Below are 19,575 nucleotides of genomic sequence, written 5' to 3' on the forward strand. Positions count from 1 at the left end.
ACTCCAAGCGTCACATGCGAGCTCGGGCACGCTGGGCGCGCCGCACAGGCCAACGCCAGGCAGCGCGTCGCACCTAGGTGCTCAACGACGTGCCCTCATTCGCATGCAGCGAGGATCGCCGGAACCCGCTCGCCAAATGACACGGCTTTATTTCCCGTCGCTCTTACTGCCTTTCGGCAAGAGCGGCATCTCAATCGCCTTGCCGGGGCATGCATCCACGCACGCGCGGCATTTAATGCACTCATTGAAGCCAGCACCCAGCTCGGGATGGCGCGGGTTGATGGACACCTCGCACACCTCGTGGCATTTGCCGCACTTCACACCGTTTTTCTCAAGGCACTTGCTTTCATCGACCGTCGGACGCAGCGTTTTGCTGTTCACGAGGCCGACAAGGCTCATGAGCGCCGAAAGCGGGCAGATTTTCGAGCACCACTTGCGAAACAGCACGAGCTCCAGCACGAGAAGCCCGGGCACCGCGATAAGCGCCCACGTCAAATCGCCCGAACCGAACAGCGCCACCACCAAAAACAACGTGGCGAATGACAGGCCGATGGGACACACGAGGCAAAACACCGGAAAGCCGAAAATGGCCGCGGAGAGCAGGCCGCCCGCCAGCACGAAATGCCGCGAATCGATTTTCGCCTTCACGTCGGCGCACGACGCGCAGCCGCCCTTCGAGCCGCAACCGCCGCCCAAATTGCGCGCCACGCTTTCGGCGACGCTCGCCTCAAGCTCAGCGTCGCTTCGCGCAGCCGGCTCGTCCGCGCCTTGCGCATGGCCCTTCTGTCCCTTTTTCTTACCCCTGAACAGAGCAGGGGTTTTACGCGTCACGGGCACGGGGCAAATCCAACCGCAGAATGCGCGGCCGAACACCAAGATGAGTATCACCGCAACCGCAAGCGCGACAAGCGCCCGGGGCACAAGCGTCTTCGAGGCGATCATCGTCGCCAGCGCACCCAATGGGCATAAAAGCGCGATGTCGCCCCACCCGAAGCCAGAAGGCGCGCCAAGCTCAATATGCGCCGCAAACGCCACGGCGGCCACGGCACCTACCGCAACAGGAATGATCACACGCAAATTCTTCGATTTCATGGCGCTACCTCCCCTCTTTGTCAATCGGCCGAACCGTGATGGCGCGGCTCGTGGCCTCGGAATTCAGCGAGCGCGACCCGTTCGTCAGAGACACGCACGCCGCCTCGCACGCCCCGCAACCGTTGCATCGGTCGGCCAGCACGTACGGACGCCCGTACTCATCAAGCGCCATGGCTTCATACGGACAGGCGTTGTAGCAGGCTTGGCAGCCCGTATCGCAATATGCCAGACACCAATCCTCGATCAAAACAGCTCGACCAATCGCATGCGTTTCGGGCGCATCGTCGACCGGCATCGAAATGGCTTGCGTCGGACAGCCCGCCGCGCATTTCGGCACGCCGCCGTTTTCTTCAGCGCAAAAATCACAATAGTTCGAGTAAAACGACATTTCGGGAGTTCGCGCCGTCAACACGCCGTTTTCCAAATGCGACAGCTTTATCGCATGTCGCGGACACGCCTCCACGCAGCGGCCGCAACGCGTGCATGCCGCCAAAAAGGCATCTTCGTCTTGCGCGCCCGGAGGGCGAACCACCGCCTGGGCTGGCATGAACTTCACGCACCCAAGCGCCAGCATAGCGGCCAGGCCGCCCGCCCCGCATAAAAGCGTGCGACGCGTCATGCCTGCATACAAAGGCTCGCTTGACTCGGAGTCGTGCGCGGCGTCGGGCACAGCGCCCTGCGCGGCCTCGGGCGACGCCTCCTGTTCTTTATCGCTCACAATGTCCTCCTTTCGAAAGGCCATGTATTCCAAAACCCCTCGCCCTTTTTGCGAACGAGGGGTTGCAGCTTCCGGCTTGCGTTGGGAGTCAACCGGGGAGGTGGTTGGAAGGAAAGGGCCGCAAGCCGGAAGTTTCCGCGGGGCGCCCGGAGCCGCCCGATTCGCTCAAACGGAGCCGGAGCGCCAACCGCATCTGCAGGAATGGGTCGATTAGTAGAACATCAGAGCCGCATGGCCCATGGTGTAGAACGTTACGCGCAACGCGAAGGCGGCGACGAGCGCGGCAACAACCACAACGACGCCCCACACCTTCCATTCGCCCTTTTTCGCACCGATGAGCGCAGCTGCAACAACGGCGATCAAGGCGACAATGGTCACGATCGTGGGCGCAATCGAGCCCGCAGCGAAAATCGAGACATTGCTCACGCTCTGCATCGCATGGTTGGGATGCGTGGGGTCGAAATAGTTGCCCAGATCGACGAACTGGCTGGCAACGGAGTTCATGACGAACAGATACACGACATTCACCGCGGCGCCAATCACAGCGCCCGCAGCCACCAGCGGCTTGGCGATGGAGCACTCGTCGCCCTTAATTGCGGCGATGAGCGCCACCGTGGCAGGACCGGCCATGCAGCTCGCGCCCACGATGGACACGATTTGCATGATGTTGTTCCATGCCGGGCGCGATTCCATCATGTAGCTGTGCGACATGACGCAATCGAGCACCAAAGCCAGCACAATCGCGATGGCGCCGCACCACGCGGGCACGTTGCCGTCGTCGGACTGGCGAATCATCACGAAGTAGACGACCATCCAAATGCCCAAAAGCACGATGGCAACAAGCTCTTGGGTGATGCCCGACGTGGGATTGCCAAAACCGTTGAAAATGTGCAGCGGCTGCGCCAAGTGGAACACAACGGCAATGCCGCCCACAGCCAGAGTGACAAGCGCTGCGATCAGGCACTCCATCTGGCATTTCGCGCCCTGCTTTTTAATGGCGAAAATGCCTTGCGAGGCGAAAATGCCCGCCGACCACGCGAGAAGCGTCGTGAACAGAACCAAAGGAATTTGAATCTCCATGGCTTATTCCCCCTCTCCAGCGCGCCACTTCATGCGGCGCAGGATATAGCGGCCGCTCGGCTTGTTTCCAACGTCTTTAAGCGTGTGCACGTCAGATTCGTCGAAATCTTCCAGATAGTCGCCCAGCGTTTTGTCGCACGCGCCCTTGAAGGTTTCGATGCCTTCGTCCAAATCGCCGAAGAAACGGGCGATGCCGCCGCACTGGCTGACGCACTGGGGCAGTTCGCCTTCCTTCAAGCGCTGCTGGCACAGCGTGCACTTCTCGACGACGTGCTGTTCCTCGTTGAGGTAACGCACGCCATACGGGCACGCCATCGCGCAGAACTGGCAGCCGATGCATTTCTCTTTGTCGATTTGCACCGTGCCGTCAGAATCTTTGTAGGAAGCGCCCGTGGGGCATACCTTGACGCACTCGGGGTTTTCGCAATGCTGGCAGCTGACGGTCATGAAATACATCTCGACATCGGGGAAGTTTCCGCTGCCGCCCTCGGTGGGGTTGGGACCCACGCGCAAGGTCTTATTCCAAAAGTTGCCCGTGGGAACGCCGTTGATCGCCTTGCAGGCGACCGAACAGCCCAGGCAGCCGATGCAACGATTGCAGTCGGTCACAATCGCGTACTGCGTCATTTCGCATCCCTCACATTCTGATCATAGGTGGGCTCCCACAGCTTCAAGCGCGGGTCGCTGGAATCGTGGATGATTTCAGTGCCGTCTTCGCCGCAAGGCACGGGGTTGCCGAACGGGCTGTTTTCCGGCGTCGCCTTGTAGACCTTCACGTTGTAGGCGCGCAGATGGCTCGCGCCGCAAATCGGGTCATATTCATCGGGGTTCACCAAAGCGTTGATGGTGCTCAGGCCGAAGCCCTTATCGGCCTGATCGAGCTCGGGGAACCACCACTGGTGCTCGCAGTTGATAACGCCGGGGGCGATGCCGTAGTACAAATCGGCAGTCTGACGCACCTTGCCGTGCTCGCTTTCGATCCATACCCAATCGCCTTGCTCGATGCCAAGCTTCTCGGCGTCGACCGGATTAATCTCGCAGCGCGGAGCCGGCCACAGTTCGCGGCACCACGGCAGCTGGCGATGTTCGCTGTGGAAATACACAGGAATACGACGGCCCGTGGTCATGAGCAGCGGATACTCGTCGAGCTTGTCGTAGCCGCCGAGCTCGGTGGATGGAGTGGGCTGCCAGTTCGGCAGGTTGTACTTGCCGGACGGCTCGTAGGTCTCCATGACGGTCGACCACAGCTCTTGCTTGTGCGTCGGGGTGTCGAAGCCCTTCATGGGGTTGCCTGCAGGCGTGGGGCCGTAAATGGCGCAGACGCGGCCCGTCTCGTAGCGGCGATAGGTGCCCCACACTTCGGGGTTGATGGCGCGGCAGTCCCACCAGCCACGCTCCTGGAATTCCTTGCTATAGCCTTCCCAGTCGCGGCCAAGCGTCACGGCATACAGGTCCTCGACCGAAGGCCAATAGTGATCGGGTTCAAAGCCGAACGCGGTGGGGTCGTCATACCAAGGCACGCCCATGCGCTTGTACACATCGAGCACGATGTCGACGTCGAAATGGCACTCGGCAGGCGGCTCGATGGCGCGGCACGTCGCGCCCTGGGCACCCGTGGAGCCCTGCGACAGACGCGGGCAGTTGACTTCCATCCAGTGATACACTGGCAGAAGAATGTCGGCAGCGCCAGCGGTCGGCGTCTTCCACAAATCCTGAACCACGAAGAAATCGAGGCTGCACAGCGCATTCCAATAATCGGTGGAGTTCGACTGGTTCATGAATCCAGAAGCCTCGCACAAGCCGCCGCGAATCGGGTACGGATCGCCGGTGAGCATCGCGTGGACGACCGAGTTTGCGTCGGCCCACTGCTGCCACCATCCAAGGGTGGGAATCTTCTCGACGCCGCAAATCTTGTCGGTGAACAGCGACCAATCGATGCCCTCGCCATGGCCCGAAGAAATCGTCGGCTGAGCATCGTCGACGCCGGCGAAGCTGCCCAACGACGGGCCGCGGTTGCCGGCAGGGGTATCGAGGTTGCCCGTGATGCCGACCAAAGCGTCGAAGATGCGGTTGTTTTGAATGGCGTTGCAGGCATGCTCGGGGGCAAGGCCGTATTGAAGGCCGCCGTTGCCATAGCCCGTCGACGGGTCAATGGGCGTCGCCCAGGTAAGCGCCGCTTTGCGAATGTCTTCCGCCTTCACACCCGTGACCTTTTCGGCCTTCTCGGGGGTCCACTCGGCAGCGGTTGCCTTGTAGTGCTCCCACACCGGCTTCATCGAATAAGTCTTGCCGTCTTTCAGCGTGACGGTGTACTCGCCCTCGAGTGCGGGATCGATGTCGGGGTTGAACGGGCTCTCCTTGGCGATGCGGCCGGGAACGACGCCCTTGGGCAAGTTCGGTTGGGGGCTTTCGTAGAACTGATCCCACTCGACATCGGGCTCGTCTTCCCACAAGCCGGTTTCAGAATCGAAGAAGGTCAGGTGGCCCGATTCGTCGTTTTTATGCAGCGGATGGGCGTCATCGGTACCAGCGAGCGTATCCCACACCATAAAGCGGTATTTGCTGCCGTCTTCTTTGATGTCGCTTTCCTTCAAAAGGCGCGTCATCATGGGTTTGCAGGGAGCCCACGTTACCTTGTGGTCGGTCGCGGGGCCCTCGGAAGGCTCCATGCCGTCGACGACCAAGAACGGAGCATCGGTCCAGCGCTTCACATAGAGCGGCTTGTACAGCTTGTTCTCGATAATGACGTTCGTCCAGGCCAAGCCCAAAGCGCCGTCGGTGCCGGGCGTGAGGTACTGGTGGATGTTCGCTTCGTGGCCCAGGTTGGTCAGGCGCGGGTCGACGGTGATGTAGCAGTCTGCGTTCTTCGCGATGTCGACCGTAGCGCGGGCCGATTCGTCGTAGTTCGAAATCTCGGTCGCGGTGCCCCATGCGACGAACACGCGCGGACGGTCGGTCGTGGCCATCCACGACCAGGCGAACTCATCGACCATCTCGGTAGCCATGTGGCGCGGGCCTTTGCAGATCTGCCATGCGGTAACCGCGTTCGGCGAACCCACGAGCTGCAGCCATGCGGCATAGGCGTGCTGCGTCCAAATGCGCGACGTGCCGCCCATGAAGAACATTGATTCAGGGCCGTACTTCTCTTTGAGTTCCTGGAATTTTTCGGCGATGGTGTCATAGGCCTCATCCCAGCTGATGCGAACCCAACCCGGATCGCTCGCACCCTTCGGGTTGGTGCGCTTCATCGGGTAGTAGTTGCGATCGGGATGGTAAGCCGCCTGAAGCGATGCCTGGCTTTTCGCACAGGAATTGCCCATGCTGTGGAAGGCCGTATCGGCGTCGCCCTCGACGCGAATCGCACGGCCGTCCTTGACGACGACGTAGACGCCGCACTCGTTTTTACCGCATGCGCGACAGCAGGAGCGGACCTTCGTGATCCCCTCCGATTTCGACGCAGCGTCGTGAGTTTCGGCGAGCGCCTTCGTCGCACCCGATGCGAAAAATCCGCATGCGGCAGCGCCGATAGCGGCGAGCTTGGTGAAGCTGCGCCTCGTCAGGTTCATGGCTGTCATCTTTCCCCCTTTTCATACATTGTCGCCCGCTTTCCCCCTGCGGGCATTTCCTCAAGGTTTTGTACGGGGATACATAGCTTGGGGCAGCGCTCATAGTGCTCCAGAATCTCAAGCTGGATAACTCGAGAATCCTATGATTTATGAGTAATATGCTTCGTAAAAAGTCTCCTAATACGTTTCTTATGAGCATATTGACGCGGGGTTTTGTATAATTGCATCATCGATCGGTTGAGACGAGCCCAGGGGATTACGGGCAATCATACTCAGCCGTGAATAATTAAGGGGAAGCTATGGCAGCAAGCATCGCGCGGCAAAATCCGTTCGTCGCGCTGGGGCAATTACGCCCCGAACTCATGGGAATAACTTTTCATATCGCATGGCTCTTTCTGCTCATGTACCATGCACCTGCGCTGAGCGAAATGAGCATGTATGACACGCCTATTTCGCTGTTTTATTTCGTTTCGTTCTGCTCGCTTGTGTGCGTCTCGCTCGCGTTCATCGCCGCGCCCAAGCAACTGCTCGATGTGTTCTACTGCCGAAGCGGAGTTATGGTCGCGGGCCTTACCACCCTCATCGGCACAGCGCTGTATTGCGCAGCGCAAATCACGAAAAGCATGCCCGCCCTTATTGGCGCCGGCGTTATCACAGGCATGGGATCATGCGTCATAGCGAGTCTCTGGGCCGTCGTGTTCGCGCGCATGACTCCCGGTCAAACATGCGCAAACCTCCCCTTCATCTTGTGCGTGGTCACAGTGACCTGCGTCGATATCTGCTTTGTTCCCATGGAGCTGTACTACGTCGCCGTTATCACGCTCGCCCTATCTAACGTCATCGCGCTCGACTACTCGGTGGCAAGCCTGGGCAAGGGGAATTTAAGCGTGGCGCTCAAACCAGGCACAAGCGAGCATTCGCGAATAAAACCTGCAAGCGGCCTGGCCGTTTTTGTTGTTTTCATCGCGACCATCGGCCTTCTCGAGGGCATACTGAGCGCCATACCCACCGGCTCGATCCTCTTCTTCGAAGATACCGAGTCGCTGTTCTATTTCATCACGAACATCATCGTGTTCATTGCCTTGGGGGCTTTCATAAAGGAAACACGGCCCGAGGGCTTGATAGCCCTGTTCGCTGTGCCCATTCTTGCCATTCTCACGTTCCTCGTGCCCGTCATGTGCATAGGAACCCAAACCGCAAGCGACACATTTTACAACGTGGGACTCGTGAGCCAAGAGTTGGTACTCGTCGCGGGCACTGTGGCCCTGGCGATCTCGTTTAACATGCCGCCCATTCGCACGTTTCTCATCGCGCGCGTCGCTTTCGGCCTGTCCGACATCGCGGGCGGGCTCATTGCGGCATTCGTGCTCGGCGACGCGGTGTCCGAAATAATGGGGGTCGTCGTGTTCGCGCTATGCGAGGCCGTGGTGGCGCTCATGATTTTCATTTTCGTTGTGCTGCATCGCTTCAACACAACGCACGACGACGATGAGGGAAAGCAGAAACGGCAAAGCGACAATATCCAGATTCGTGATGCTTGCGAGCGCATTGCCGTCGCCTGCAAGCTCTCACCGCGCGAGCGCGACGTGTTTTTCCTGCTCGCCGAGGGGCGCTCAACCGCACGCGTGAAAGAAGAGCTGTATATCGCGGAGGGCACCGTGAACACGCACGTACGCAACATCTACAGCAAGCTTGGCGTGCACACGCGCCAAGAAATGCTCGACGTCGTATACGGCAAAAACGACGAGTAAATCGTAAATTGGCGCTTGACGCGCACCCGCAAGGCCGCTAGAGTAGCGCTTCGGGGATACAAAACGACCGCTTTCGGTCGTGCACATAGCTTGATTTGGGCGTTGCCTGCACTCTGCGGGCGCGCCTTTTTTATTGCCTTCGCTATGTGAGGAGATTTTCCAAATGGCACAATCGCAATCCAGGTTTGGCCTCGGCTTCGATTTGGGCGCGCGCGATGTTGCGCACGACGAAATGCCCGACGACCCCGTGCAGCCCACCGAAGATACCGAGCCCATCGGGCCTGAAGATATCGCGGCACAAACGGCGAGCCACCTCGCCCAGGAACAGGCGGCCGAGGCGGCGTTCGAAGCTCTTAAGCCCGCCGAACGCATCGCCGAAGTACTCAAGCAAATGGCGCCGCGCCGCAAAGAGCTGCTCGCGATTATCGAGGCCTGCAATGGCAAAATCACGCGCTTCGACGAGGTCGAAGGCGTGGTCGAATCGATTCAAGAGAATTGCAAAACCGTTTTCAACAGCGCGAACCTGTGCGCGGTGCTCGAGCACGCTGGCGCCCTTGTGCGCGTCACCGAATCGGGCGAACCCTACCCCACCGGTTCTTTCGAACCCACCGTGGTCGAAAACGCCGACGGAACGAAGAGCCTCGTGCCCGTCGAGCCGCCTGCGGTTTATTGGACCGCCACCGCCGAAGGCGTTCAGGTTGCCGCGGCCGACGACCCAGCCTCGCGCCTACATGGGATGCTCGAAGAAGAGCCGCAATACCTTCCCATTTATGCGCGCGTGCTTTCCCTGTGCAGCGAGGCTAACGGAGCAACCACCGCAGCGCTCGGCGAAGCAATCGACCACGACCCGCTCGTGCAAAACCCGCGCTATTTCGCCATGCATTTCTCAGAACGCCTTGAAGCCAACGACGCAATCGAATGGAACGGCAAAACGTGGGCTATTACTGAAATGGGCCGCACGGCGCTTGCCAACATCAACGAGCACGAGGAGAACTAACCATGACGGAAAGCGAAATCTACGCGCAGCTTGCCGACGCATGCGAAAGCCGCGCCAACACCTACCAATTCCTCTCGCGTTTGTACCAAAGCGAAATTGACGAAGACCTGCTCAACGAGCTCGAGCATATGAGCTTCCCTTACGGAAGCGGCAACGCGAAGCTCGACGAAGGCTACATGCGCATGGCGAAGTTCATGTCGAACACCTGGCCGAACACCTTGACCGATTTGGCAATCGACTACGTGCGCTCATTCATTGGCCACGGCAACGATTCGTATTCATGCGCCTACCCCTACGAAAGCGTGTACACGAGCCGCGAACGCCTCATGATGATGGGAGCGCGCGACATGGTGCTTGCGATTTACCGAAGCCAAAACTTGGACAAGCGCGAATCATGGAAAGAGGGCGAAGACCACGTAGCGGTAGAGCTCGAGTTCATGGCGACCATGGCCGCGCGTTCCGCCGACGCATTCCGCGCAGGCGACGCCGAAGAGGCCGAGACCGAGCTTACGGTTCAGCGCAATTTCCTTACCGACCACTTGCTTGCCTGGGTGCCCATGATGACCGCCGATTTGGCTCGATTCGCGAAAACCGATTTTTATCTGGGCCTGGCCTATGTCACCGAGGGTTTCCTAGGCATCGATGACGAGTTTTTCGCCGAATTGTTCGAAGAAAACGACGACTAACAGCGCGCCACACGGCCTGCCCTGCAAAGGGAGGACGGCATGCATAGCTTTTCTATATGTACGGGGGCCGTCCTTCCTTTGCAGGGCAGTTCGAGGCGCCGTGACTACCGAGGAGCACGAATGAATTCACGAACCATACAGCCAGATGAAGGGCTCAATTTGGCCTTGGAAATCATCGGCAAAGCGCACGACATGGGCCTTACCAACCGCCGCCCACGCCTGCTTCAAAGCTATGAACTTGAATTTCTGATGAATGACCTGGCATTTCTTGGCATTGCGCCCAAGCGCATGCACGAGATGCTCAAATTCTTCTATAAAAGCTGGGCCGACCGCGCCGACATGGACGAAGGCTGGCTTATTACGGGCGAAGAGTGCCAGCTGCATCGCTATTTAAAAGAAACGCTCGAATTCCAAGGCGCCATGATCGAATGGGAGGCACCCGGCGTCGCGTGTGCGCTGCTCGAAGCCAACCCGCAACTCGCAGATGCACTCGACATAGACGAAATCACGCTCGTCGATGCGCATCTCATGAGCCGCGCGACCCAAGAGATGTGCGCACTCGCCGCGAGGGGCAACGTGAGCGGCACCGCAATCGACGAACCGAACGTACCCGCGGCCGAAGACTACCCCTGCGCGCCCGTTGAGGCAATCGTAGATAAGCTCGAAATAAAGAGCGCCACAGAGAAAACGCCCGAGAAGCGTTTCTTCGAAACGCCTCAAGAAGAATTCGCCTTTATCAGCCGTACTGTTGCCGAAGCTCTCGCCAACGGCGTCGACGCCCGCTGCGCCCTTATCGCCGTGCCCAATGGCGCATGGGCTACTGGCGTGGCGCGGGCGCTTCGCGAACAGGGCATTCCTGCGGCATTTCGCACGGGAGACGCGCCTTTGCACGGCGATATCACCTCATTCGAGGCGAGCAGCGCTGCGCAGGCCGCAACGCTGCTTGCCCTTGTCGCCGACCCGGGCGACGCAACCGCATGGCGCTGCTGGTGCGGTTTCGGCGTTCATATGGCGCACAACGAATTCTTTGACGCGCTCTGGCGCTTTGGACGCGAGCGTTCGCTCGGCTTCATCGAAAGCCTCAATGAGCTACGCGAGCATGGCAAGCAGGAACTCGATTGCAGCAACCGGGCGTTTTTCGACGTCATGAACCGCTTCGAAATGGCGAGCAGCGAACTGCCAGTGCTTGAAAAGCTTCGCGGAAAGGCACTCATCGACGCCCTGTGCTCTCACGTTTGCCCCAACGCCGACGCCGCCGAGCAGACGGAAGAAGCGCTTGCCGCCATGCTTGAGCCGGCCGATGGGGATTCGGCAAGGGACTTGATCGCGTGCCTGCGTCGCGCAATCTCGATGCGCCCGTGGAGCAGCAAAGGCGTGCGCGTGGGGTGCTTGGAAGATGTCGCCGACGCCGATACGCAACTCCTTATCGCAAGCGGCATGGTGAATGGGTTCACGCCAAGGCCGAGCGCCCTCGATCCAACCAAAACCATGCCCGACAAGCGCGACCGCATTATCGCTCGCGAGGCCAACGTGCTTGCCTTCGCGTGTTCGCGCTGCGAGGGTGCGGCATATGTAACCGGGTTCGAGCTCATCGACGCCTCGCTCGCCGAGAAATTCAAGCTCAGCGTCGACCGCATCTCCATTATGGAAGGCGTGCGCGTGGCTAAAGTGCAGCCCAGCGCCGTACTCGGAAAATAAGCCGTCGACGCAGAGAACCTGTTCAAGGCTCGCTAAATGCTTGGTTGCCGCCACCTGCTCAATGCTAGGAGCATTGAGCAGGTCAAAAGCTCCGTCGCAATCACACAATCCGGTTTCAAATACCCAATCAACGCTCGCAGCATTGATTGGGTATTGAGCAGGCGGCAAGCAGGTAGGCAGGCTAACAGCCCTTCAGCGCGGACATCACGTCGGCGATGGCGTAGAGCGAGCCGAAGCAGCACACCACGCCGTCGGGGCCGGCGGCTTCGACGGCGCTTTCAACCGCATTGGCGATTGACGGGCAAGCCTGCACCTGCAAACGCTGCACGCAGTAGTCGTGCACGCCCTCGAACTCGAGCTCGCGATCGCGAATGGCATCGGCCAGCTCGTCGGCATGCAGCGCGCGCTCGTTTTCGGGCGGCTCGGCGCAGAAGTAGCGCGCCGCCAGCGGCAACGTGGCATCGATCATGGCCTGGTAGTTCTTGTCGCGCAGCACGTTCATCACAAACGTCACGCCGCCCTGCGGGAAATACTCGCGCAGGCTCGCCGCCAACACATTGGCTCCCTGTTCGTTATGGCCACCATCGACAATCACCGTGGGGTTTTCGCGCACCACCTCGAAGCGGCCCTGCCACACCGTGGCCTCGAGACCCGCCTTAATGGCCTCGTCGGAAATCTCGAACCCACGTCCACGCAGCACGCGCGCAATTTCGATAGCCATCACGGCGTTGTTCGGCTGATAGGTGCCCGCGAGTTTCAAGCGCACATCGGTGAAACCATCATAAGAAAACACCTGGTGCAGGCCTTCCGCATGCGCATGAATGCGACCGAAGCGCGGCACGCTCACCGGTGCGCCCACCTCGCGAGCACGCTGCATGATAACGGCCTCGGCTTCGGGCTTCTGCCTGTAGCTCACCACGGGAATACCGGCTTTGATGATGCCGGCTTTCTCGTGCGCGATTTTGGCGATGGTGTCGCCGAGCACATGCGTGTGGTCAAGCGCGATCGAAGCAATGGCGCACACCTCGGGCGTGACGACATTCGTGGAGTCGAGCCTACCGCCCAAACCCACCTCAAGCACCACGGCCGTGCAGCCGACCTGCGCAAAATGCAGCAGCGCCGCCGCCGTGATGAGCTCGAACGCCGTGGGCTGCTCGTCCATCTGCTCGGCCGCTTCGCGCACCTCAAGCGCCACAGCGAGCAGATCTTCGTCGGAAATATCTTCGCGGTTCACCTGAATGCGTTCGTTGAAACGCAGCACATACGGCGAGGTGAACAGGCCAACCTTGTAGCCCGCCGCCTGCAGAATGCCCGCGGTGAACGCGCACGTCGACCCCTTGCCGTTCGTGCCTGCCACATGCACGATGCGCAGGCGATCTTGCGGGCGGCCCAGGCGCTCGAGCAGCTCTTCTGTACGATGCAGCCCCAGGCGAACGTCGCGCCACGCGCCTTGCTGCAGGTACACTTTCGGGTCGAATTCTTCAGTCATGCGTTAGTTCCTTTTTAAAATCGCTTTCGCTGCGTCGCACTCGAGCTGGGCTGCGTGCGCAACAGGTCGTCGGTGTTCATTTCGGCACTTATTTTAAAATGAAAACACCATCAGGTGAGCGCATGGCGAGCCAAAGGCGAGCGGTAGCGAACCGTGGCCTGCCGCGCGCACGACGCAGCCCGAGCGCCACGCGCGCCCTACCCTTTCAGCAGCTCGCCCAAGCGGCGGAAATCGGCCTCGATAGCCACCTGCTTCGTGGGATCGTACAGCGCCGCCGCGGGGTGGTACACGGGGAACACCTTGAAGCGCCCCGCCATGGTCACCTGCCCGTGCAAGCGCGTAATGCCGCGCTCGGTTTTCAGGATGAACTTCGTAGAGAAGTTGCCCATGGTTACAAGGAATTCCGGCCCAATGGCACGCACCTGATCGCGCAAATACGGCGTGCACGTGGCAATTTCATCGTGATGTGGGTCGCGATTCGACGGCGGTCGGCATTTCAGCACGTTCGCAATGAATACCTCGTCACGCGAAAGGCCCGCAAGCGCCAGCAAATCGGTAAGGTAATGCCCCGCTGCGCCCACGAACGGGCGCCCCTGCAAATCTTCGTTTTTGCCGGGCGCTTCGCCAATGAGCATCACGCGGGCGGCAGGGTTGCCAAACCCCGGAACCACATTCGTGCGGCCCTCGCACAAAGCGCAGCGGCGGCACTGGCCAATTACGCCTTCGATATCGGCCAGAAGTTGGGCGGAATCTTCGCCCTCCTTCGCCTGCACCGTTGCAAAATGGCTGTTCACTATGGCCATGGCGCCCTCGCCTTCTTTAGCGCGTGTAAACCTTCGGCATGCGCAGGCCGAACGCGCAGCACAGCTCATGCGGAATAGTGCCGATTTGCTCCGCCATATCGTCAATCGTGATGCGTGCGCCGCCCTGGGCGCCCACAAGCAGCACCTCATCGCCGATTTGCGGGTCAAGGCGCGGACGTGTGCCGCGGCTGCGCATATCGACCTCGAACATACACTGATCCATGCAGATATTGCCCACCTGGTTGCAAAGCTGGCCGTTGTAAATGACCTGTGCGCGGCTCGAAAGCGCACGATTGTAGCCGTCGGCGTAGCCAATGGGCAGCGTGCAAATTTTCACGCTGCCGGTGGAACGGTAATGCAAACCATAGCTCACGCCTTCGCTCATGGGAGGCTGGCTCACGTTCGTGATGCGCGCGTGCACGCTCATGGCCGGACGCAAATCGAAATAACCCACCGTTTCGGGGCACGGGTGGAAACCGTACAGCGAGATGCCGAAACGAGCCATATCGAGATGCGTATCGGGGTAGCGCAAAAGCGCTGCGGAATTCGCGCAGTGCACGATGCCCGGGTTAATGCCCGCCACGCGCATGTCGGCAATAGCCTCGGTGAAGCGGCGGAATTGCATGTTGAAATCGAGCGTTTCGGGGCAGTCGGCCGTGGCGAAGTGGGTGAACGTGCCCACGTGCTCAAGCGCTCGGTGGAAGCTGATTTGGCGCACGAACTCGACCGCTTCGTCGAAGCGCACACCAATGCGGTTCATGCCGGTGTTGAGCGCCAAATGGAACGGCGCGCGCAGTCCGTGAGCGTCGGCCGCCTCACCATAGGCGACGGCGAATTCGGCCGTATACACGCTCGGCATGATGTTGTAGTTCAAAAGCAGCGGAATAGCCGCCTCGGGAGGTTCGGAAAGCATGAGCACAGGCGCGGTAATGCCCGCCTCGCGCAGCTTCACGCCTTCCTGCACCGTTGCCACCGCAAGGTAGGCGGCACCGGCAGAAAGCGCGGTTTTCGCAACCTCGACCGAACCATGCCCGTAGGCGTCGGCCTTCACAACGGCCAGCAAGCGGCACCCAGGCTTCAGGCGACGCTTGGCCACGGCGATGTTGTTGCGAATAGCGCCCAGGTCGACCTCGACCCATGACCAACGGCGCTCGTTTTCGACGATTTCGGCCAAGCGCTCAGGCGAAAAATCGCTCGCATTCGCAGCTGCGCGGGAACCCAGGGGCGCCACATCGCGCAGCAAGCTCGAAACGTCCTGCTGCTTGGCGGGTCGGCTTCCGCCCACCTGCGCGCCGAATGCATTGAATCCGTTCATAGAGGCTGCTCCTCTTTCATATCCCATTAGTACTTGTAGGATACCGCGCGAAAGCGCGTGCTGGGTAAACGTTTTCGAAAACCAGCCCATGCACAAAGAGAAACGCCCCCGCTCGAACGGGGCGCCCTACCCAAACGCGGAGCACACGGCTATTCCGCCTTTTTCTGTTTACGATTGTCAGTGACGTAGATTCCCACACGCACCTGTTTCCATGGATCGGCCTTTTTGTCGACCTGCATAATGCGGCATTCAAGCACGTTGGCATGGCCGAAACGCAGCAGCTGCGCGATAGCGGCGTTGCTATCGCCGGGGACATAACCAAGATGCACGCCCTTGCGGCAAATCGCCACGGCATCGGGATCGTGCGGGTTGTCGGGCTCGGCTACGAGCTCGAGTTTCTTGCCAGGCTTGAGCTTCTTGAGCGCCAGCGCGCCATCGTGATATTGAAACCCTGCGATAAAGAACGACTGCATGATTTTGGACGGCTCATACATGGCTTCCTCCTATCGATTCACCTGATAGGAGCGATATTAGCCAGTTTCGTTCACACGCGTGTACAACAGAATGGACAGAACTGGCCAAATTGCACGCCGCATACAACACGAGGGCCACGCCCAATCGGATCACCCCTCGCTCCATCTTGCTCTTGCCGCCATGCGCTACGCACTACCCCAATGAGAGGAAGCTCATAGCCAATGCCACCATGGCCTCTTTCTCGTCGGGCTTCGACTCGGCGACCATGATGGTGAGCGCGACCAAAACGCTGTCGGAAATACGCTTGGTGCCGTCGGCCCACAACGCGTCGTTCATGTTCAGGAAATACAGGAAGAGCGCCGCGGCGATGCGCTTGTTGCCGTCGTGGAACGAGTGGTTCTTAACGACGAAATACAGCAGGTTCGCGGCCTTTTCCTCGAGGGTCGGGTACATCTCCTGCCCGCCGAAGCCCTGGTAGATCGCCGCGATGCTCGAGCGGAAGGAGTCGTCCTTCTCGACGCCGAACAGATCGCTGTCGCGCGAGAACCTCATTGACGCGATAAGGCTTCGGCATTCGTCGTAATCGAGCACGTACGTCGCCGCGCGGCCCTTCGGCTTCGCGATTCGCTGATGGTCGTAGTCGTCGAGCAGGTCGAGCGCGCCTGTGTACGCTTTGATGACCGAGAGTATGTCTCTCGCTTCGAGCGAGTTCGGGATGCGGTCCATGACCTGGACGATTTGCCCCAACTGCGCAAGGCGGCGCTTGTTTGCGGCATAGCCATCAAGCACATATTGTCGCAGCACGCCTGTCGCCCATCGGCGAAATTCGACGCCGCGCTTTGATTTCACGCGATAACCGACCGAAATGATGACATCGAGGTTGTAGAACGCGACCGGCTTGTCCGAATTTGCAATGTGCAAATAATGCACATTGCCTTCTTCGAGGATTTCCCCTTCCCTAAAAATATTAGAGATATGGCGGGAAATCACCGACCTGTCTCTCCCGAAAAGCGCCGCCATCTGTTCTTTTGTCAGCCATACCGTTTCGCCGTCGAATTCGACATTGAGCTTTGCCTGATCGTCTTCCGATTCGAACAGCACAATCTCGTTTTCCATCTCGCCTCCAACCCGCATCGCTATAACCAAACATCTGTTCGTATTATAGCATATAGGCAAAGCCTCTGCCATGAGCTTGCGAAACCGCAACTATCCATCGATGCCCTTTGCTCTACAAGATAGGGAGCTAAAAAAAACGGGGCACCGTATGGCGCCCCGTTCGCTCGCATATTTTTTTCAGCTTAGCCGTTCTTGCGGGCGTACAGCTTGTTGTTGGTGTCGAGCCAGGTCTCGACCGTGCCGGTGTCGAAGCCGTCTTCGTCAGAAATGACGACAGCGTACATTTCCTCTTCGTCAAGCACCGCGTCAAGCGCGTCGGTGAGCTGGATTTCGCCGCCCACAGTGGGCTTGGCGTCGGCCAGAAGCTCCATGACGCGAGCCGAAAGCAGATAGCGGCCGAACACCGAGAGGTTCGACGGAGCGTCTTCAAGCGCCGGCTTCTCGACCAGGCTGTTCACCTTCCACACGCCGTCTTCGCCTTCGACGGGCGCGCCGTCAATGATGCCGAAGCGGTGCACCTGCTCGTCGGGAACGGGCAGCACGGCGATCACGCTTGCGCCGCCGTGCGCGCGAGAAACCTCGAGCATGCGCGGGCAAATGTTGTTGTCGGGCACGATGACGTCGCCCAACAGCACGAAGAATGGCTCATCGGCAGTTTTCTCGGCTGCGCAATGAATCGCGTGGCCCAGGCCCAGCGGCTCGTCCTGGTAAACATAGGAAACGTTGAGGTTACCAACACGCTCGACCTCGTCGGCGTAAGCGTCTTTGCCGCGGGCGCGCAGCGTTGCCACGAGCTCCGGATCGGGCGAGAAGTGCTTCTCGATGGACTTCTTGTCGCGGCTGTTCACGATAACGACCTCGTCGGCGCCCGACGCCAGGCCTTCTTCGACCACGTACTGAATAACGGGGCGGTCGACCACGAGCAGCATTTCTTTCGGCTGAGCCTTGGTGGCGGGAAGGAAGCGCGTGCCCATGCCCGCAGCGGGAATCAAAGCCTTCAACGTACATCTCCTATCTGGGAAAACGACGCGCCGCGCAACGGCGGCGCGTTCGATTGCGTGGGTGTATTGTACGACACTTGAACGCCAAGCGGGAAAAGCCCAAAAAGGCTGCACGCAAGCGCAACGCGGAAGCGAGGGCGAATCCTGAGGCGAATCCTGGGCGTACGAGCTTAAAGAAGCGCCGGCCGCGCAAATACCGACGATAGTCGCAGACGAGGCAGAAATGGCCTTCGGAAAACCCGCACACGAATCCCGAAGCCAACGTCCCTCCGCTGAGCAAATCGCAAAAGATTCCAGTTTGTCGAGTATAGTCGACAAATCTCCCATCATTTTGTCGAGTATGTTCGACAAGCTGGCATAACCACCGCAGCACATGATTACCGCGAGCAAACGCCAGCGCGAACGAGCAACGCCGCGAATGGACACCGGGAGCCCTTATCGCCAAGCGCGCCCCATCGCGGAAAAGAAAAAGCGGCGGGCGCCCGTAGCACCCACCGCTCCAATCGCATATGCACAAAAACCCAGACCAGCGCGCTATTTCTTCGCAGCCAGCAGCTCTTCGACATGCTCCTCGAGCGCGTCGAGCTTCTTTTCGGTGTTCTTCAGCTTCATGGTGGTCATGATCACATACACCATGAGGATCGCGAAGATGAGCGCATAGGCAGCGATCACGTACGGCGCACCGCCAAGCACGGTGGAATAGATTTCAGAAAGAACGGGATTCATTTAGTCCTCCAATGCGTCGGAAAGGCGGGCGACTTTGTCTTGCATGATTTGGGTGCGCAGGCGCAGGCGGTACAGGCCGAACGCGATGAGCATCATGCCGAACAGCGACAGCAAGAACGGCAGCAGCATGTCGGGCGACAGGCCCGAATCGGTGCGGAAGATGACTGGGTGCACGCCCGAGGGAATGATGCGCGTGATCATGAAGCAGATGGGCACGTCCACGCAAATCAGAATGCCCAGCACGGCCGAATAAGTCGCGCGGCGCTCGGGGTCTTCAACGGCGTTGCGCAGAATAAAGAACGCGAAAACCATGAGCATCAGAATGAAGTACGTGGTAAGGCGCGGCTCCCACGTCCACCACACGCCCCACTCGAAGCGCTCCCACAGCTCACCGCTGGCCATAACACACAGCACGAAAACGAGCGCGATTTCCATGCAGATGCTCGCGCGCACGTCATAGCAAGCGCGCTTGGTCATAAGGAAGCGAACGCCGTAGAACGCGGAGAACATCACAGCGGCGAAGCTCGAAATGGCCACCGGCACATGCCAGTAGAAGATCTTCTGCGAGATGAGCAGCTTATTGGCCACCACGGTTCCCGCGATAACCTGCGGCTCGCTCACGGCCGCACCGTTGACGAGCGGCGCCAACGTGAACGTGAGCACGAAGCCCGCAACGGCGAGCAGCGTGCCCACCGCCATCATCCAAGGTACGGCAGCGTCAAGCTTGCCACCAACCTTGGGTTCCTTAAACGGTTTGTCGGTCATGTCACCAACCCTTCCTCGTATGCTTTAAGCAACGTATACCATCTATTCGTATCGTACCGCTGCGCGAAGCCAGGCCAGAGGGCCTATCCGGGGCCACGGTTCGCTACCGTTCGCTTCGCTCACTATGCGCTCACCTGGCTGCGCTTAATGCAGTGAATAAAAGCAAGCTTGAGCGCAGACGACCCGGATAGGCCCTCTGGCCTGGCTTCGCGCAGCGAGCGAACATTGCATCACGGTCGCGTGCGACCCCGCGCGGGCTTTTTAGAAACCGTCGGTGTTCATTCCTGCTTTTCGCTCC

The 19,575-nt window shown here is 59.6% G+C and carries 17 protein-coding genes; 4 read left to right on the top strand and 13 right to left on the bottom strand.

What is annotated here, in order from left to right; all coding sequences use genetic code 11:
- Window positions 1-147: 147 nt before the first annotated feature.
- From Q0D41_RS03750 to Q0D41_RS03770, 5 genes are all read right to left on the bottom strand, one after another.
- Entirely contained in the window at window positions 148-1,092 is a 945-nt protein-coding gene (locus tag Q0D41_RS03750; RefSeq protein WP_294375401.1) for a 4Fe-4S binding protein, read from the bottom strand.
- A gap of 4 nt (window positions 1,093-1,096) precedes the next feature.
- Complete coding sequence (locus tag Q0D41_RS03755; protein ID WP_294375404.1) at window positions 1,097-1,810, bottom strand: 4Fe-4S dicluster domain-containing protein; 714 nt, start codon at window positions 1,808-1,810, stop codon at window positions 1,097-1,099.
- Window positions 1,811-2,020: 210 nt separating this feature from the next.
- The gene (locus Q0D41_RS03760; protein ID WP_294375410.1) at window positions 2,021-2,890 is read right to left on the bottom strand and encodes a DmsC/YnfH family molybdoenzyme membrane anchor subunit; all 870 of its coding nucleotides are present in this window, start codon (window positions 2,888-2,890) and stop codon (window positions 2,021-2,023) included.
- 3 nt (window positions 2,891-2,893) lie between these two features.
- Window positions 2,894-3,517 carry a 4Fe-4S dicluster domain-containing protein gene (locus Q0D41_RS03765; protein ID WP_294375413.1) on the bottom strand — a complete coding sequence of 208 codons (624 nt, stop codon included), beginning with the start codon at window positions 3,515-3,517 and terminating at the stop codon, window positions 2,894-2,896.
- The gene (locus tag Q0D41_RS03770) at window positions 3,514-6,456 is read right to left on the bottom strand and encodes a molybdopterin dinucleotide binding domain-containing protein (protein ID WP_294375416.1); all 2,943 of its coding nucleotides are present in this window, start codon (window positions 6,454-6,456) and stop codon (window positions 3,514-3,516) included. Before Q0D41_RS03770 ends, Q0D41_RS03765 begins: the two co-directional genes overlap by 4 nt.
- A 299-nt stretch (window positions 6,457-6,755) precedes the next feature.
- On the opposite strand from Q0D41_RS03770, the gene Q0D41_RS03775 reads away from it, so the two are divergent.
- From Q0D41_RS03775 to Q0D41_RS03790, 4 genes are all read left to right on the top strand, one after another.
- The gene (locus Q0D41_RS03775; RefSeq protein ID WP_294375419.1) at window positions 6,756-8,207 is read left to right on the top strand and encodes a helix-turn-helix transcriptional regulator; all 1,452 of its coding nucleotides are present in this window, start codon (window positions 6,756-6,758) and stop codon (window positions 8,205-8,207) included.
- Window positions 8,208-8,370: 163 nt separating this feature from the next.
- Window positions 8,371-9,204, top strand: a complete 834-nt coding sequence (locus Q0D41_RS03780; RefSeq protein WP_294375421.1) for a hypothetical protein — start codon at window positions 8,371-8,373, stop codon at window positions 9,202-9,204.
- Between the two features lie 2 nt (window positions 9,205-9,206).
- The gene (locus Q0D41_RS03785; RefSeq protein WP_294375424.1) at window positions 9,207-9,890 is read left to right on the top strand and encodes a molecular chaperone; all 684 of its coding nucleotides are present in this window, start codon (window positions 9,207-9,209) and stop codon (window positions 9,888-9,890) included.
- 159 nt (window positions 9,891-10,049) lie between these two features.
- Complete coding sequence (locus Q0D41_RS03790; RefSeq protein ID WP_294375426.1) at window positions 10,050-11,588, top strand: hypothetical protein; 1,539 nt, start codon at window positions 10,050-10,052, stop codon at window positions 11,586-11,588.
- 181 nt (window positions 11,589-11,769) lie between these two features.
- On the opposite strand, the gene Q0D41_RS03795 is transcribed toward Q0D41_RS03790, so the two are convergent.
- From Q0D41_RS03795 to ccsA, 8 genes are all read right to left on the bottom strand, one after another.
- Window positions 11,770-13,077: a folylpolyglutamate synthase/dihydrofolate synthase family protein gene (locus Q0D41_RS03795; RefSeq protein WP_294375428.1), complete on the bottom strand. Its 1,308-nt coding sequence runs from the start codon at window positions 13,075-13,077 to the stop codon at window positions 11,770-11,772.
- 197 nt (window positions 13,078-13,274) lie between these two features.
- Window positions 13,275-13,880, bottom strand: a complete 606-nt coding sequence (locus Q0D41_RS03800; RefSeq protein WP_294375431.1) for a uracil-DNA glycosylase — start codon at window positions 13,878-13,880, stop codon at window positions 13,275-13,277.
- 16 nt (window positions 13,881-13,896) lie between these two features.
- Entirely contained in the window at window positions 13,897-15,195 is a 1,299-nt protein-coding gene (alr, locus tag Q0D41_RS03805) for an alanine racemase (protein WP_294375434.1), read from the bottom strand.
- A gap of 149 nt (window positions 15,196-15,344) precedes the next feature.
- Window positions 15,345-15,689 carry an HIRAN domain-containing protein gene (locus Q0D41_RS03810; protein WP_294375437.1) on the bottom strand — a complete coding sequence of 115 codons (345 nt, stop codon included), beginning with the start codon at window positions 15,687-15,689 and terminating at the stop codon, window positions 15,345-15,347.
- A gap of 172 nt (window positions 15,690-15,861) precedes the next feature.
- The gene (gene rhuM / locus Q0D41_RS03815) at window positions 15,862-16,785 is read right to left on the bottom strand and encodes a virulence protein RhuM/Fic/DOC family protein (RefSeq protein WP_294375440.1); all 924 of its coding nucleotides are present in this window, start codon (window positions 16,783-16,785) and stop codon (window positions 15,862-15,864) included.
- Window positions 16,786-16,967: 182 nt separating this feature from the next.
- On the bottom strand, window positions 16,968-17,786 hold the full coding sequence (locus tag Q0D41_RS03820) for a UTP--glucose-1-phosphate uridylyltransferase (RefSeq protein ID WP_294375442.1): 819 nt from the start codon (window positions 17,784-17,786) through the stop codon (window positions 16,968-16,970).
- Window positions 17,787-18,320: 534 nt separating this feature from the next.
- Window positions 18,321-18,512, bottom strand: coding sequence for a heme exporter protein CcmD (locus Q0D41_RS03825; protein ID WP_281668170.1), 192 nt, complete (start codon window positions 18,510-18,512; stop codon window positions 18,321-18,323).
- Window positions 18,513-19,277 (bottom strand): cytochrome c biogenesis protein, encoded by a 765-nt coding sequence (ccsA, locus tag Q0D41_RS03830; protein WP_294375446.1) that lies wholly within the window; start codon window positions 19,275-19,277, stop codon window positions 18,513-18,515. It abuts the gene before it with no gap.
- Window positions 19,278-19,575: the final 298 nt, after the last annotated feature.

Source organism: uncultured Slackia sp., from assembly GCF_934630525.1.
GTDB lineage: Bacteria > Actinomycetota > Coriobacteriia > Coriobacteriales > Eggerthellaceae > Slackia.